A 16,059-nucleotide genomic window follows, 5' to 3' on the forward strand; every position below is an offset into this window, starting at 1 on the left:
AGCGGCTCAACGGAGTTTGAATACCCACTGCTGCGCACCCGTCCCGTTAATCGTTTGAAGTTGTAACCGGGTACCGTCAGAGTACAACCCAAACCTGGCATCTAGAACATACCTGTTATCGAGTGCTGTTGACAGAACAAAGTTGCCTTGGTCGTTTCTTCTGACTACCCAAGACTGGGCGAGGCTATTGTTTGATTGATATTGACCAACGACCTTGCTCTGCCCTGCAACAGCCGCCGGCACCTCCAGCATCTTCCCTGTCGCTATGTTCTGCAATCTGACATAGCCCGCACTGTCGTGAGTGACCCTCCAGTACTGGGCTGCGGTGGAATTGCTGTGGTAGAGCTGAATTGGCGCACTGTCAGAGCCGGAGGCGGCAGCCACCTCGATAACGGCATTGCTATTGATGCCAGATCTGATGGAGTACACCCCATCGTTCAATACCGCTGTGTCGCTTTCACTGACCTTCCACCGCTGAGCTGCTGAACCATTCTGCGAATAAAGGGATAGTTGTTTGGAATCGCTTGCTATTCCAGCGGAGACATCAATGTTCTTCGAAGAGTCCAGATTATAAAAAGAGATCTCACCATTGCCAGCATCTCTAACGAACCATTGCTGAGCTTGTGTGCCATTCGTCTGCCACTGCTGCAACGGGGCTCCGTTGTACACTGCTCCTGCCGCCACCTCGACCTGTTTATCGGATAGAGCGCTGGTGATGGTAAATACTCCATTTGCAACCTGTTGCAGAATAAAACTTTGAGCCTTTGACCCGTTCGATGCGTAGAGCTGTACTGCCGCTCCATTAGCAGTCGAAGCCCCTCGCACATCCATAACATAGTTGTTGTCGATAGCGGACGCAATCTTGACAGGTTTTGCAGTCGGCAATGCGGTTACGGAAGTCAGCAACACCCCTTGGGCTTTCGTGCCATTGGGTTCGTGAACATTTATCGATGTACCGTTGACCGTCAGCCCTGCTCGCACATCTAATACAACATTGCCGAGCGCCGATTGGAGATACAACATGCCGTCAGAATTTTTCCGGATGAACCATTGCTGTGCAGAGCTTCCATTTGCCGCGTGCTGAATAATCGGGGTGTCATTCTGCCTCACCCCGTAACGGACATCCAGCACCAGACCGGAATTGACATTAGTAATTACATAGCTTCCATTTGACTGTCGTATAAACTGGAACTGCTGTGCTGAACTCTGATTTCCTTGATACAACTGGCTCATTACACCACTTGTTTTGCTGCCTCCAGGAATATCGAGACTATAGCGATAGTCCAGTGCCGAGTTTACGAAATAGCGCCCATTCGGTACATATACCATTTCCATCGAAGTCGTGTCGATTGCTGGTGTGGTGGAAACCGGATTTCCGAACCAATCGCTGTAATACAGATAAAAGTTTCGATTTCCATAAGAAGAGCATCCGTCTCCTTCCCCGTATCCTGCGTTCAATGCCGCCTGATTCGGACGATACGGAGTGTAATTGTAGAGTCCTGCGGTTGCTTGGTTCCTTATATTGACATAAGAAGTCCCACACGAAGATTTCGGACTCCAATAAATCGTATTGCTGCCGATCCTGTATGAGTAATTGGCCGGTTTCGCTTGATAAAGTCTGTATTGGCGGGCTGAAGCATACACTTGATTGAAAAAGCCGTAATAGTTTGCATCACATTGGGCATTGTCAGGACAAGCGAACCCCATAGCCGTCTTATACCTCCAAGGGCTGGGCCAGGTATGTGTCACAAGGGCGTTTTCTTTCTCAAGAAGCACTAGGAGCACCTTCTGACTCACTCCACAGCTCCGTGCAACACCATCTAGAATCTGAGCTGCCGTCTGACTCTGCCCACCAGAATAGCCTGAACAATACTGATCACGAGATTTACTGACAGTTTGCGTCTGATAATTCTTGAGACACACAATGGAGGAGGGATTCGAATCACGCCATGCCTCGCAGCTCGGGACTTTCTTGTTTAGAAAAGACTGTACCTCCTGAGCAGTCATCGCATTCGAATCGTAGAACTTTGCATCCGAAATGATATACCCAGGATCGAACGCATTAGCGTCAGCGGCTCTGGCGCTCACAATCGCCCCAAACACGGATTGCCCTAGCATAATAAGACTCAAGACAGCTACAATCCCAGCCGCCAGAAAAGAGTGTTTATGGTGCGCTATCACGAAGGTGCCTCCTTGTGAAATCCAACGTCTCTGCGGTGCCAGTTACTCAGCTGTACCGTATCTTATGATATTTTGACCGACTGCGCCTTCGACGCCCCGGCAGCCTGATCAGATGCATAGCTCAGAGTGACGGTCCATGTTCCCGTACCGAGCTGATCGCGGGGAATGGTCAGGGTACCGCAAGATGTGGTTGTCCCGCTGGAAAGGCCATTCCCCGATGACTGTCTGACCACGCCGTCCTTGGAAGCGCTCAACGTGCATTGTCCATTGTTCTGCACGATATTGCTAACCCAACCGTTAGCCGTCAAAGAGCCGTCAGCGACATCCACCCAACTCAGTCTTACATCTGCAGTAGCTTTTGCCCCAGCCGCATTCGTGGATTCCGACACTGAAGCCGGATCTCTGGCAACACCATCATCGGGATCATTGCTGTCACTGCCAGCAGGACTTGTTTTACTGGATTCTGCGGAGCTTGAGGGATCACTGCCTGGACCTTCTGTAAGCACTCCAGTATCTTCTGACCTCTGCCCCTGCGAGACACTGCCCCCGATATCCTCCGAAGAAGAGCGTTCGCTTGACGACGTCGAGCTGGAGTCAGAGCTTCCCGCAGTCTGGGAATGCAAAGTAAACCAAGCATTTTCAGACCACCAGATGAGACCAGCGATGGCAAGAACAGCCAGCACCGAGGAGACCGTGACAATGAGCTTCTTCTTATTCATCTCACGCACCTCATCCCTATGATTTAGACCTTGGGTATTTCATGCATCTTCGCGGATAAGTACTCACCGCTGTACCTCTTGTTGATAACCGCCATATTGCTATCGATGACAAAACGCTTCCTATCCTGCTCAGCAAGCACATCCAAAATAATACCGGTAACCACCATCATGATGCCGAGGAGCATAAGCAGCACGGATACGATCAAGGTCGGAAAGCGCAGGACCAAACCGCTTCTCCAGAATTCAAACACCACGGGTAGGAATATGCCAAAACCCCAAACACCGAAGATCACGCCAAGGATACCGAAGAAAGGAAGGGGCTTGTATTCACGAATCATATGGAAAATGGTCGAAAGCACCTTAATGCCATCACCGAAGGTATCGAGTTTGCTTTCTGAACCTTCAGGCCGATCCCGATACTGCACGGGTAGTTCACAAATACGCACATTCTTATCTAACGAATGTATCGTCATTTCTGTCTCAATCTCAAAACCCTTAGAGAGACAGGGGTACGTTTTTACGAATTGCCTAGAGAAAGCCCGGTAACCCGTCATGATGTCCTGGACTTCAGAGTGGAACATCGCATTGATTGTCCACCTCACCAACTTGTTGCCAAAACCATGAAATGCGCGTTTATTCTGCTCGAAATAGGTGGAACTCAGTCGATCACCGATCACCATGTCGTATCCTCCGAGGATTTTTTTCACCATTTCAGGTGCACTCTCGGCAGGGTAGGTATCATCACCATCGACCATTATGTAGGCGTCAGCATCTATTTCGTTGAACATCGCGCGTACGACGTTCCCTTTGCCTTGTCGTGGTTCTTTTCGCACGACAGCTCCAGCTTTTGCAGCGATTTCGGCTGTGTTGTCTGATGAATTGTTGTCGTAAACATAAACGGTTGCGAGAGGCAATGCTGTTCTAAAATCCTTGACGACTTTCCCTATCGTTATTGCTTCATTGAAGCAGGGAATGAGCACCGCTATGTCTGACTTCTCCAACTGTTTACCATCATATAGGTCAGGTGATTCACCCAGCACAACACTCATCCACTATCTCCCTACCGCATTTAACAATCAACTACGCAGCGTTCTCTCTACTCCAATGACATTCACCATAATAACGGTTATCCGATCAGCGCCCTGACACACTCAGTCCCTCTTGAACAAATCCCTGGTATATATCTTTGCTTCGGCTCCGGCAAGATCTGAATTCCATCGGTTGGCCACAATCACGGAGCTGCGACGCTTAAAATCTTCGAGATCTTTGGTAACCTCGCTGCCAAAGAACTCGCTGTCTTTCATGGTTGGTTCATATACAAGGACTTGTACGCCACGAGCTTTGACACGCTTCATCACTCCTTGTATGGCGGATTGGCGGAAGTTGTCCGATCCGGATTTCATCGTCAGTCGATAGACCCCGACAACCGGGTTGTCAATGCCTTGGATGCGATCTTCAATCTCGGAGGCAATGAAATCTTTACGAGTACGGTTGGCGTCCACAATCGCGGAAATCAAATTCTGCGGCACTTCCGAGTAGTTGGCGAGCAGTTGCTTGGTGTCTTTCGGCAGGCAATACCCACCGTATCCGAAACTTGGATTGTTGTAATCGGAACGAATACGCGGATCGAGGCATACGCCGTTGATGATCTCTCGTGTTGAAAGCCCTCGACTTTCGGCATAGGTATCCAGCTCGTTAAAATATGCGACCCTCAACGCTAAATACGTATTGGCGAAAAGCTTGATTGCCTCAGCCTCGGTGGTGCCCACGACGAGTTTCGGTATACCCACACTGCCATTCTCATTGTGACGCGACAGTTCAGCAGGATCGGCTCCTTGCTCCAACAGATTTGCAAAAGCATGCGCTGCCTCGATAGCTTGTCCATCGTCGGCAGGAGCACCCAGCACGATGCGGGATGGATGCAAGTTGTCGTAGAGAGCGTGACCTTCACGAAGGAATTCGGGCGAAAACAGTAGACGTTCATCACTCAGACGAATACGTAAATGCTCGGTGTACCCGACAGGAATGGTGGATTTGATGATAATCCAGGCGGTTGCATTCACCTCACGGATAGCACTGATCGCAGCCTCGACACTTGACGTATCAAAATAGTTCTGCTGCGAATCATAGTTCGTCGGGGTTGCGACGACCGCGAACTCTGCACCTTCGTATGCCTCTTTCGCATCCAGTGTGGCTGAGAATCCAAGAGGCTTCTTTCCTGATTTTGTTGCCGTCGAGAAAAGCTGTGATCTCCGTATCAACGATAGGACTTATTCCTTCATTAAGCATGGCCACTTTCTCAGGAACGATGTCCAAAGCATGTACTTCATTGTGTTGCGCCAGCAGCAATGCCACCGACAATCCAACATATCCTGTACCAGCAACTGCGATCTTCATTTATCCGTCCTGTCTATGAGCTTGTCGCCATACGCTGTACGCCGTCTGCACCGACAGCCATCGATTCGGTCCAACAATCTTGCACACACCACAATACTCACACAACCGCAGCAAACGGAACGGGCGGAATCCGCAAAGCAGACTGGATGCGAGCTGTCGATAATCCTGATCTTCTGAAAACTCCGTCAGCGCAGCACTGATCCAAATACAGTGATGCGGTGTCCCGTCGATTGACAACACACGAAACACCGCGTCACAACCGCTGAGGCTTGCTACCGCTTCACGGCTTTGAGCCAGCGCAGACCGACACCGAGTGCGGCCAGCACGGCCACGGCAATGGCCAGGAACGCAGCGTTCACACCGGTCCGGGCCAGATCGCCCCTCACCACCGTCACGGACTTGCGGGCTTTCTCCTGTGCATCTGCTCCGCTTGTGTTGTCAATACCGTTGATGCCATCAGCACCGCTCGTACCATTACCACCGTTTGCACCGTTGCCACCTGCACCGGCCCCTCCCCCGGGCTCGACATCGGCGGTCTTACCTGCCGCAGTGACATAGGACACCGCAGTGGTCGTCGAGCCACCGTACTGGTTGGTCACCACCGCATACCATCCGTGAGTGCCCGCGGAGGCATTCTTCCAGGTCACCGTAGCGGTGAGCGCATCGGCATTCCCTTCGGACAAGGATTTCACCCCATCGCTCAGACCTCTGACCAGGCCCACACGCTGCTGCTCGGCACTGCCGCTTGCCGAAACCGCCTTGGCTGAGGCTATGAGCGTGCTGCCTTGCAGATCCGCCGCGAAGGCATCGGTTGCCAGACGCTTCGCCGAACTGTCCGCTGTTTGCGGCTGCACGCCCAATTCCTTCAGATCGACGGTGAACTGCTCATCCGAGGGTGTGAATGACGAGGAGGCAACGGTCTGCGAACCATATTTCTGGATGGAAGGCGAATACGTCCTGACCTCCATGGTGGCGTTTTTCGTGTTCACATGCATCAGTCTGAGGAATCCCATGCCGCCTTCGTCCATGGCCTGGTAGTCGAAAAGCAGGTTGAGCACGTTGCGGTCGGCCTTGCCATCGCCGTCCGAGTCGATGCGGGATACGGTCTTCTGCGCACTGTGGTAATGCCCCGAGAACACCATCTTGACGTTGTCGTTCGGCACTACGACCCGCTTGTAGATGTCCTGCGGGACGAGTCCCAGGCCTCCTGACGCGAGCAGATACTCATGGAAGTTCAGGATTGCCACACGATCCGGATACTGCGCCAACACCTGATTCATCCAGTCAATCTCGTCGTCCTCGACTCCCCAGCCTACGGAGACGACGATAAAGTCGATACCTCCGGCGGAAATCAAGTCATAGTGGCCGCGATTGTCCTTCAAAGAGCCGCCGTACCAAGGATTCGAAGAGTATCTGCTCGCCCCGAAGTGCTTGGAGTAGTTGACATAGTCTTCGCTTTTGTGGTCCACGTCATGATTTCCTGCCAGCACTCCGTAGGGGAACTTGGCATCATCCAGTTTCTTGTACTGCTCATCCGCGCGCTCCCATTGTTCCGGGATTTCGGCATTGTCCACGATGTCTCCGGTATGGAAGAGATACTGAATGTTCATGGCGTTTCTGGTCTTGAGCAGCCAATCGTGGATGTTCGCCTGATGCTGGTAATACCCGTCGTTGTCATAGTTGGCGTTGTAGTACTGGGTATCCGATTCCCAAGCGAAGGTGAAATCATAGTCGCTGCGGGCGGTGTCTTCCTGAGAGATCGCATCGTCATTCATGGTCACCACAGGATTGCCGTCGGCGCCGTTAATTGTTGACGTGCTATCCGAAACGGGGCTTTGCAACCCTTCTGGATTGGTGTTTTCCGTATCGTTCTCCGTCAGGTTTCCCGAGGCGTATCCCGCACCGTTCTGTACGACCACGGTCATCCTGCCGTCCTGAACATGGTCGGCGTTCGCCACGCGTTGTGAGATGCTGGCGTTGCCGTCACCATCCGCGCTCACCCTGGCCACCCGGTCCCAGACACCTGTGGCAGTGTTCTTCACGAAGGCGTAGATGTCGGCACCTGCCTGCGCACTGCCGTTCCAACGAAGCGTGGTTGCGGCATCGGCATCCTGCTCGTACTGGGCAGGAACCGTCACCGTGAAGGACTGGAAGGGGAAGCCGCTGTTCGCGGCCGTGGTCTCCACCACCTTGCCGTCATTCGATTCCTGAAGTTTCGCGGCATCGCCGTCCGCAAGCTGCTCCGAGTTCGCGCCATCCGCCAGACCGGACTGTGTCGTGGTACCCGTGGCAACCTTCACCTGCTGCTGGTTTCCGGGCTTGAACTCCTCACCGGCATAGAATTCGACGTTCAATGCATCGTCCGGATTCCCCTTGGCGGTGACGCTCAGGGTCGGGTCGAGCTTACTTGTACCGGCCGTGCTGTCCAGGGAAAGAATCGACGGATTCTCTGCATATGTGGTGAACGAGACCTTCTTGGTGCTCTGGTTGCCCGCCTTGTCCGCGACGCTGAAGGTCACGGTATGCAGCCCTGCGGAAAGTTTCGCGGATGCAGTGTCGTACGGCAGGGTGATGTTTTTTGCCTCGCCTTCGCCATCACTGAGTGTGGCGCTCAATGCGCCCGACTCCCCGGCTGACGGAATGCCCGATGTGGCGTCCTTCGCGGTCGCATCGATGACCATGCTGCCCCGCAGCACGTTGCTGTCCCCGCCTTGGGCTGTGATGGCGGGCTCTATCGTGGGCTTGGTGTTGTCCACGACGACCTTCGCCGTTGCATCGCCATCCTGCGATTTGGCGGTGACCGTGTGCTCGCCGTCATGTGCCGTAGTGGTGTCCCAGAGATACTGCCTGGAGGTCACCGAGGAGTTGTCGATGGTGAAATCGAGCCTGATGTATTCGTACTGCCCTGAGGAGTCACCGATCTTGATCTGCTTCGTCGAATCGGCGACTTCAGCCGTGACATCCTTTTCGGTGATCGTGCCCTCGGTACCGGGACTCACCCCAGCAACGGCCTTGCTGACTTTAAGATGCGTGCCGTCAGGCAGAACCAGACGAATGTTCGAAGCGAGGTAGTTGTCCGCATTTTCGGAATTGACGGTCCCTGCGGCATCCAGAATGTCGGTGGCGCTCGATTTGGTGCCGGCATTCATGTAGAGCGACAGAGTGTTGTCATGAATCTGCTCGAGGGGTACCGGGAAGGAGACGGTTTGCGTGTCACCGTAAGTTCCATCGTCGAAACTGCCGATGACGTTGTTCTTCCAGTCATCCTCCGTCGGCGTTCCCGAGATGGTGGTTTTGGTGGTGAAGGAGTTGAAGAAGAATATGTCAGTCTGGGTGATCTCTGCGGCGATATAGGGTTCGGATTCGAGCGAGTCCGTCGTCTGCGAGCTCTCCACGGTTGTTCCGTCCACTGCGAGCGATGGCTTGTTCTCGCTGTTCGTGCCGGTACCTCTCAGCGTCACTTTGCCACGGAGGAACTGGCCGTCCTTGACGTTCAGACGTACGGATGCATCCGTGTAATCGGCGCCGACAATCGTCTTCTGACCGCTGTTCTGCACGGGGTTGATGCCGTCCGAAAACTCAAGATAGTATTCGATGGCCTTCACACGGATAAGGTCGATGTTGTTCTCCGTGTATCCGTAGAGGTCACTTCCGGCCGTTTTCGTGAGGTTGTGGGCGACATACTCCGTCTCCCCCGCATGCCTGGTGTACAAGGTCACCCGGTTGACAGCCGACGATGACGTGATTTCAAAGGAGTACTTCACGTCCTGGTCCGTGGTGAAGCTGGTCGGTGTGTTATCAACCACACTCGCCACCGATGCCGAGGACGGGAACAGGTAGGCCGTCGCGCGAATATCGTCGCTTTGCAGGGAGCCCGGAGTGGGCGCCTGGTCGCTTCTGACGATTTTCGTTTCGCTTTCCCCGGCTGAATACACATACTGCAGGGAGTGCGTATCGCCTGTGAGATTCTTCGAGGTGTTCGCAGGGTAGTTCGCGCTCGACACCAAGGTCTTCGTCTTCGTCTCGATTTTCAACCCGCGAGCGGAGTTGTTCGCCATGCCACCGGACTGGATTTCAAAAAGGTCGGTGCCCATGGTGAGTGCATGGTCGCCGTCAAGACCGAAAGCCTGGTTGAAATCGGTATCGGTCAACGCGTCGTTCGGCCCGTTCTTGATCCAGAACACCACGGATTTGCCTGCGGGGATGGTGATGCCGCCTTGTTTCGCCGGCCATTCCACATCACCGGAATCCCCTTGATCCGGGTAGTTGTAGTAGAGGGTGTAGTTGTCCGAGTAGTCGATCTTCTTGTTGGAGATGTTGGTGACCTCGATGAACTCGAAGCCATCGGAACCGCCCACGTTCTTCGTGTCCGGCATGATTTCCGTGATGACCAGCGGCACGGTCGCCTTACCGTAATTGTTCTGTTCCTGGGGTGTCAAGGCGATCGACGTACCTGCGCCGACGGTGCGCACCCCGTCGGTATCCGTCGCCACGAATTCATATTCCACGCTGGTTTTCCCGATGAGGGTTCCGGCGGGAATGGCGAAGGACCACACATCCGAGTTCTGCGTTCCGTCGAATGAGGAATCGCTGAAGTCGGTATCCACATTGCTTTTCGTGAAGAGACGCACGGAGGCGATATTCGACAGTCCGTCCGAGGAACTTACCTTGGCTTTGAGATTGATGACCTGGTTGTCCTTCGCGTCGCTGTTGACGTCCGACACGTCGGTCACCGTGACGGTGCGACTGCTGACTTGCGGCCAGCTCGCGGGAATCTGACCGGCCAGCAGTGTGCCCGGCGTGGCGGCGTTGCCGCTCGACAGCGTACCCACGCCTCGTGCGTCATAGGCATAGTTCAGCGTGGTATCGGTGTCTCCGCTGCTGTTGTATTTCACCGTATTGCTTGCCTGCGTCGATTTCTGAGTGAGTACCAGACTTCTCGCGGAACCGTTGGCCATGCCGGCGCCCTTGGCGATGGTGAAGAGATTCGCCCCCATGGTGAAATGAGGAAGGCTTGAGGTCCTAGCCTGCCAGAAGTTGCTGAAATCCTCGGCTGTCGTCAGACGTGGAGTGATGCCCTCCATGCTGGCGAAAGAGTAATTGTCCCAAAGCACGATCGTGCCGTGCGCCGGAATCTGCACATCTTTTGCCGCATCCTGCGCGGCCGCGTCAAACGCTTCCGGGGTCCAATCCACATTGTTGTAACGCAAGCTCAAATCGCTGATGTTGACGGCTTTGTCACTCACATTGCTTAATTCGATGTATTCGCCGATATTGACCTGTACGTCTTTGTCGGTTGCGTCCTTGTACGTTCCGTTGCTCGTTTTGACAGCCAGCTCGGTAATCACCACCGGCATTCCACCTGTAATTTCCGCATCAGCGTTGGTGGCGGCCTGAGCTTGGACGGTGACCAATCCAACTGCGATCGTCATGCTCGCCGTGAGCAGCACGGCTGCCGCACGACCCATGATGCTTCCCAGTTTCGTATTCATGCGATTCCCTTCGCGTCTCTGCAAATTCTCCTCGGCACAAAGGGACTCTTGCCTGCTGCACACTCACCTAGCCGGGTAATCGGCTCGTCGATTTCTCGGACAACGGCTTCCTCACCCTGTGGTGTTTTCCGATCAGCAGACACTCAACCCAATGAACCGAATTCACCATATGGGAAGCACAGCGGTCACACGTCACGGATATGACAGATTTCATCTGATGTTGGTGCCTCTTCACGCCGAATTCATCTGCCATTCATCCTAGAATTCCTAGTGTTTCTAGGGAACTGCCGCGGCGTCCCCTTCTCCACGGTCACGATGGACTCTGCGAATCGTCCCCTCCAGCCGAATTCCACGATGGCGCCAATCACTCCGGGTTTCGGCAGCAGAATCCTCGGTATACTTGGTACCACGACGGTTGGGGCACCCTCATGAAGGACAGCAGGCAACGCTCCCGAACATCCCGACGATTCAAAGGAGAATCACACATGCGAAAAGTACTCTGCTCACCTGGAAGCTATATACAGCAGGAGGATGCGCTCTCCACGCTTGCACGGGAATATGAGGGCATCGGCAGCACCGGAGCCTATCTGCTCGTTGACCCCTTCATCGACAAGCACTATCACGAGAACATCGTCTCCAGCTTCGACCGTTCAGGAACGAACTACCGCATCGAGATATTCGGCGGGGAATGCTCCACGGAAGAGATTGACAAGCACCAAACCCAGTCCGAGGGATACGACACGCTTATCGGCATCGGCGGCGGTAAGACGCTGGACACGGCCAAGGCTTCGGCCCACTTCGCCGGAAAAGCGGTGATGATCGTACCGACCGCCGCCTCTTCGGATGCTCCCTGTTCGCGACTTTCCGTGGTCTACACGCCGGATGGCACCTTCGACCACTATCTGCCTCTGCCCAAGAACCCCGAAGCGGTCATCATGGACACCGAACTCATCGCCAAGGCACCGGTGAGATTCCTCGTTTCCGGCCTGGGAGACGCTTTCGCCACGTATTACGAGGCTGCGGCCTGCGTGCAGTCGAATGCGCTCACCATGGCAGGCGGGCATGCGACCAACGCCGCCTTCACTCTGGCGCAGCTCTGCCACGACACTCTGCTCGCCGATGGCGTGAAGGCCGTTGCCGCCGCACGGAAAGGCGTCAGGACCCCCGCTTTGGAGAACATCATCGAAGCGAACACACTGCTGAGCGGATTGGGCTTCGAAAGCTCCGGACTTGCCGCCGCTCACGCCATCCATAACGGTCTGACGGCATTGGAAGGCACCCATGCGATGCTGCACGGCGAAAAAGTGGCCTTTGGCACTTTGGCTCAGATGGTTCTGGAAAACAGCGATGTCGAGGAACTTCGAGAAGTCTACGGATTCTTCCGCGAGGTGGGTCTTCCCGTTTCCCTGGAGGATATCGGCGTAGCCGAAGCCAGCGATGAGGACCTGCTGAAAGTCGGCGAGCTGGCCTGCGATGACGCGGACACCATGGGAAACATGCCCTTCGATGTGACGCCTGCCGATGTCGCCTCCGCCCTGCGAGCAGCGGATGAGCTCGGGCGCAAGCTGTAACTGACGCTCGCATGCCGACACTCGCGTCCCGGCGACGGCTGTTCGTCCGAGCAGTCCGGACGAACAGCCGTCGCCGCCCACGTCGATTGCACGTCACCTCGGCGTCATGATTTTTTCCTGGAGTAGACCTCGAAAAAGTTCAGCAAACGTTCCTGTTCCTCAAGATGAGCGCGGGTGCTGTCTATATCGACAACCGCCACATCATTGGCCAGCGCCTGAACAATCGAGACCAGAGCTGTCATGGACGAAAGCACGGCGTCACTGTCGGTGTTCGCCAGCAACACATCATCGGCGAGCTCACCCAGAGGACCAAGCACCTCATCGGTGATGGCGATGACCGGCACACTGTGTTCTCTGGCCCATCTGGCGACCTTCACCGTGTCATTGCTGCAGGGCCGCGTCGCGATGGCGACCACGCAATCCCCGGAACCGAGATCGCGCAGCGCGTCGACATGCGAGACCCCGCCTGCAGAGAGTTCGCGCACTTCAGAGCGCACCAGCGCGAGAAGATACGCCATCATCGATGCCACCGGCTGGGACTGTCTCAGACCCATTACACAGACATGCTCCGCGGAACTGAGCAACGTCACCGCCTTGCACCACAGAGTCTCGTCGATTCTCGCGAAGCTGGAGGCGATTGCCGCGCCGTCCTGAGCGGCAAGGGCATCGCGTCGGGACTGGGATTCGCCATCTCTTTCCCCTCCGGCGCCACCGAGACCAGCGTTTCCTGAGGATGCCTTGCCATCGGCGTGGGTGAAACGCCACAGCATGCCGGCATGATTGCGCGCCAACGCCCTGCATACGCTTCGGAGCTCCGCATATCCTTTGAGTTCCAACGCCAGTGCGAATCGAGCGATTGTGGACTCATTGACATTCAGGTCGGCAGCCAAGGCATGAATAGTCGACATGGCGACCCTTTCGGGATTGTCCAGGACCACGGATGCGAGCGCCTGCTGAGATGGCGTCAGCGGCAAACGCCGCAGATTCCTTTCAAAGGTTTCCAAAGCGGCGGCCGTCCACTCTCCTTTGTCTTCGAGACCGCCCTCCGCAGCGCTGCTCGGCCGCGCGGCCGAAGCATCTGGATGAGGTCCGGCAACAGAGTCGGCGGCGGGATTCGACCCTGTCTGCGTGTCCTTGTGGAGTGTCTTCTGCTTCATCTATTCGATGGTACGCCGACAAACACCTCGCTGACTCGTTCCAATCCGGCTTTGACGCTCGGCGCCTGCAGCGGATCGGCCATACTTAATGTCGCAAATCGTGCTTCGTCATCCGCGCCGTACATCATCGAAGTCACCACACGCAGACCCATGCGTTCGGGAAGGTCACCGAAGGCACTGCCCGGCAGCACTGCGATACCGAAACGTTCGAACAATGCGCGGCTGAGGGAATCATCATCGCCGACGCCAAGTTCTCGCGCGAATTGCGAACCCTGGAAGGTCGGATACAGGTAGAAGGCACCCGACGGCTCGCGACATTCGGCTCCCGCAGCGACCATGATGCCGTGAACCTCCTGGGAGACCTGCTGGTGCAGATGCCGACTTGCCCGTACCCAATCGAGGACGTCGGAGGGCTCGCTGAAGCAATACTCTGCCACCCCTTCGAGGAATATCGGCATGCCGGACCATATCTCCGAGGCAGTGCCGACTACCTCTTCCATCACCGTCTCACCCAAGACGCTCCGAGGGAAAAGCGCCGCCCCGATTCTCCAACCACCGAGGGCCATCGACTTGGAAAGCCCCGTAGTAACGAATGTCCGTTCCGGTGCCAGTTCAGCCGGACTGGTGAAGTGAATCTGGTCATAGGCGAGATCGCGATAGATTTCGTCGGAGATGATGGCCAGATCCTGTTCTCTGGCTATCGCCACCAGCCTTTCGACGATCTCAAGGCCGGCAACCGTACCACTGGGGTTATCGGGAGAGGTCAGCAGCATCGCCGTAGGGTGGCGACCGTCTCTACGAGCGGTCTCAAGCGCCGACACCAGAAGCTCGGGATCGGGAACCCCTCCCGCACTATCAGGAGCATCCACCCATATGCACTGCTTGTTGAGCATATGGCTTTGGGCGGCATAGGTTACCCATGAGGGCCGAGACAAGACGATATCGCCTTTGATGGCCTGCAGGAGCGCGAAAAGTAAGGCCTTGCTACCGGGAGCCATAAGGCAGTGCGCGGCATCGGCGGGAATTCCTCGCCTGGTGAAATACCCGGACATGGCGTTGCGAACCGCTGCCGACCCTTGCACGGCGGGATAGGCGTTTTTTGCCGAGTCCCGGGACAGTATTGTTCGCAACTCGGGAAGCACCGGCAACCCGGCCTCGCCGAAACCGAGATTGATGACGGAACGCCCTTGCGCCACGGCCCGCTGCATCATTTCATTCATTACCAGTGTCGCCGATTTCGCAACCATGTGAATCCTCACCCTCGTTATGTAGCCCTGAAAGGTGCATCGCCGCGGCTTTCGCATTCCGAAGTACCGGGAAGCCTAACTTGCGCACGATGCATGCGTTCCACACAATACACCACTTTGCACATTTTTTTATTCATAGAAATTCATTAATGCATTATTTACAATTCATTTTTATACTTTTCGAAGCCGCACAGCTCGGACCGATTGTTCTCGTGCTCCACATACCGGGGCGATAACGAGATAAGGGTCGTGCCTGAAGGCTCAGACCGCACCATGCGGCCACAGAACACGGGAATCGGGAGACACCATTGAAGAACAGCACCAAAATCATTGCCATGGCCGCAGCGGCACTCATGCTTGCACCCTTGGCCGGCTGCGGAAGCACATCCTCAAGCACCGCCTCGAACCACACCATCAACATCGGCATCAAGTTTGACCAACCCGGCCTCGGATACAAAGACGGGGACAAGTACACCGGCTTCGATGTCAGCGTGGCCGAATACGTGGCCAAAGAACTCGGATATTCCGCGAATGAGATCGTATGGAAGGAAGCACCTTCCAAACAGCGCGAAACCCTGCTCGAAAACGGCGATGTCGATCTGGTCTTCGCCACATACTCCATCACCGACGACAGAAAGAAGGTCGTCGACTTCGGCGGCCCCTACTTCGTCGCCGGCCAGGATCTGCTGATTCGCTCAAACGACAAGTCCATAACCGGGCCGGACTCACTCGACGGGAAGAAACTGTGCTCGGTCACCGGATCCACTTCGGCCCAGGTCATCAAGGATCATTACGCCAACAAGGTGCAGCTGATGGAGCAAAGCGGTTTCGCGGAGTGCACCACGGCGCTGATTTCGGGAACGGTGGATGCCGTGACCACCGATGACATCATCCTTGCCGGTCTCGCGGCCGCCAAAGGTGACGGACAACTGAAAGTCGTGGGCAAACCCTTCTCACAGGAACGTTACGGCGTGGGCATTCCCAAGGGAAAGACCGAAACCGTGAAGAAAGTCAATGCGGCACTGAAGAAAATGGTTGACGACGGCTCATGGAAAAAAGCCCTCGACGAGGCCACCAAAGGCACGGGATACACTCCGGACGCCAAGTACAATCCACCCACGGTGTTCGACGCGGCCAGCTCGACCTACGATTTCAAAACATCGCTGAACTAGCCGACGAATCGCCGCCTGGACACACACACGCCGACACATTGAGCATTCATCCGTGACTCGTGGTAGCCTATTTAGGTTGCATGGTTCGCGGCATGGATGTTCACGCTTCCATCCAAGGCTCAT

8 protein-coding genes and 1 pseudogene are annotated in these 16,059 nt (G+C 55.3%); 2 read left to right on the forward strand and 7 right to left on the reverse strand.

All coding sequences use genetic code 11. The features are described from left to right. Nucleotides 1-6: 6 nt before the first annotated feature. From DB51_RS08830 to DB51_RS08850, 5 genes and pseudogenes are all read right to left on the reverse strand, one after another. Nucleotides 7-2,181, reverse strand: coding sequence for an RICIN domain-containing protein (locus DB51_RS08830; protein WP_051867416.1), 2,175 nt, complete (start codon nucleotides 2,179-2,181; stop codon nucleotides 7-9). A 62-nt stretch (nucleotides 2,182-2,243) separates the two neighbouring features. Beyond that, nucleotides 2,244-2,900 (reverse strand): hypothetical protein, encoded by a 657-nt coding sequence (locus tag DB51_RS08835; RefSeq protein ID WP_034253302.1) that lies wholly within the window; start codon nucleotides 2,898-2,900, stop codon nucleotides 2,244-2,246. A gap of 23 nt (nucleotides 2,901-2,923) precedes the next feature. Then, on the reverse strand, nucleotides 2,924-3,949 hold the full coding sequence (locus DB51_RS08840) for a glycosyltransferase family 2 protein (protein ID WP_084674666.1): 1,026 nt from the start codon (nucleotides 3,947-3,949) through the stop codon (nucleotides 2,924-2,926). Nucleotides 3,950-4,051: 102 nt separating this feature from the next. Continuing rightward, nucleotides 4,052-5,297, reverse strand: a pseudogene (locus DB51_RS08845) (nucleotide sugar dehydrogenase). 272 nt (nucleotides 5,298-5,569) lie between these two features. Beyond that, a complete protein-coding gene (locus DB51_RS08850; protein WP_034253304.1) occupies nucleotides 5,570-10,789 on the reverse strand; it encodes a metallophosphoesterase in 5,220 nt (1,739 codons plus the stop codon). A gap of 485 nt (nucleotides 10,790-11,274) precedes the next feature. Here DB51_RS08850 and DB51_RS08855 point away from each other — a divergent pair, with 485 nt between their 5' ends. Next, the gene (locus DB51_RS08855) at nucleotides 11,275-12,360 is read left to right on the forward strand and encodes a glycerol dehydrogenase (protein ID WP_034253305.1); all 1,086 of its coding nucleotides are present in this window, start codon (nucleotides 11,275-11,277) and stop codon (nucleotides 12,358-12,360) included. Between the two features lie 104 nt (nucleotides 12,361-12,464). Here the strand turns inward: DB51_RS08855 and DB51_RS08860 are convergent, their stop codons facing one another. Both DB51_RS08860 and DB51_RS08865 read right to left on the reverse strand, forming a co-directional pair. Further along, complete coding sequence (locus DB51_RS08860) at nucleotides 12,465-13,517, reverse strand: MurR/RpiR family transcriptional regulator (protein WP_034253307.1); 1,053 nt, start codon at nucleotides 13,515-13,517, stop codon at nucleotides 12,465-12,467. Continuing rightward, nucleotides 13,514-14,764, reverse strand: a complete 1,251-nt coding sequence (locus DB51_RS08865; protein ID WP_034253309.1) for a pyridoxal phosphate-dependent aminotransferase — start codon at nucleotides 14,762-14,764, stop codon at nucleotides 13,514-13,516. The genes DB51_RS08860 and DB51_RS08865 overlap by 4 nt, the downstream gene beginning before the upstream one ends. Before the next feature lie 335 nt (nucleotides 14,765-15,099). Between DB51_RS08865 and DB51_RS08870 the strand changes: the two genes are divergently transcribed. Further along, a complete protein-coding gene (locus DB51_RS08870) occupies nucleotides 15,100-15,936 on the forward strand; it encodes a glutamate ABC transporter substrate-binding protein (protein WP_051867535.1) in 837 nt (278 codons plus the stop codon). Nucleotides 15,937-16,059: the final 123 nt, after the last annotated feature.

It is taken from the genome of Bifidobacterium crudilactis, from assembly GCF_000738005.1.
In the GTDB taxonomy this organism is placed as follows: domain Bacteria; phylum Actinomycetota; class Actinomycetes; order Actinomycetales; family Bifidobacteriaceae; genus Bombiscardovia; species Bombiscardovia crudilactis.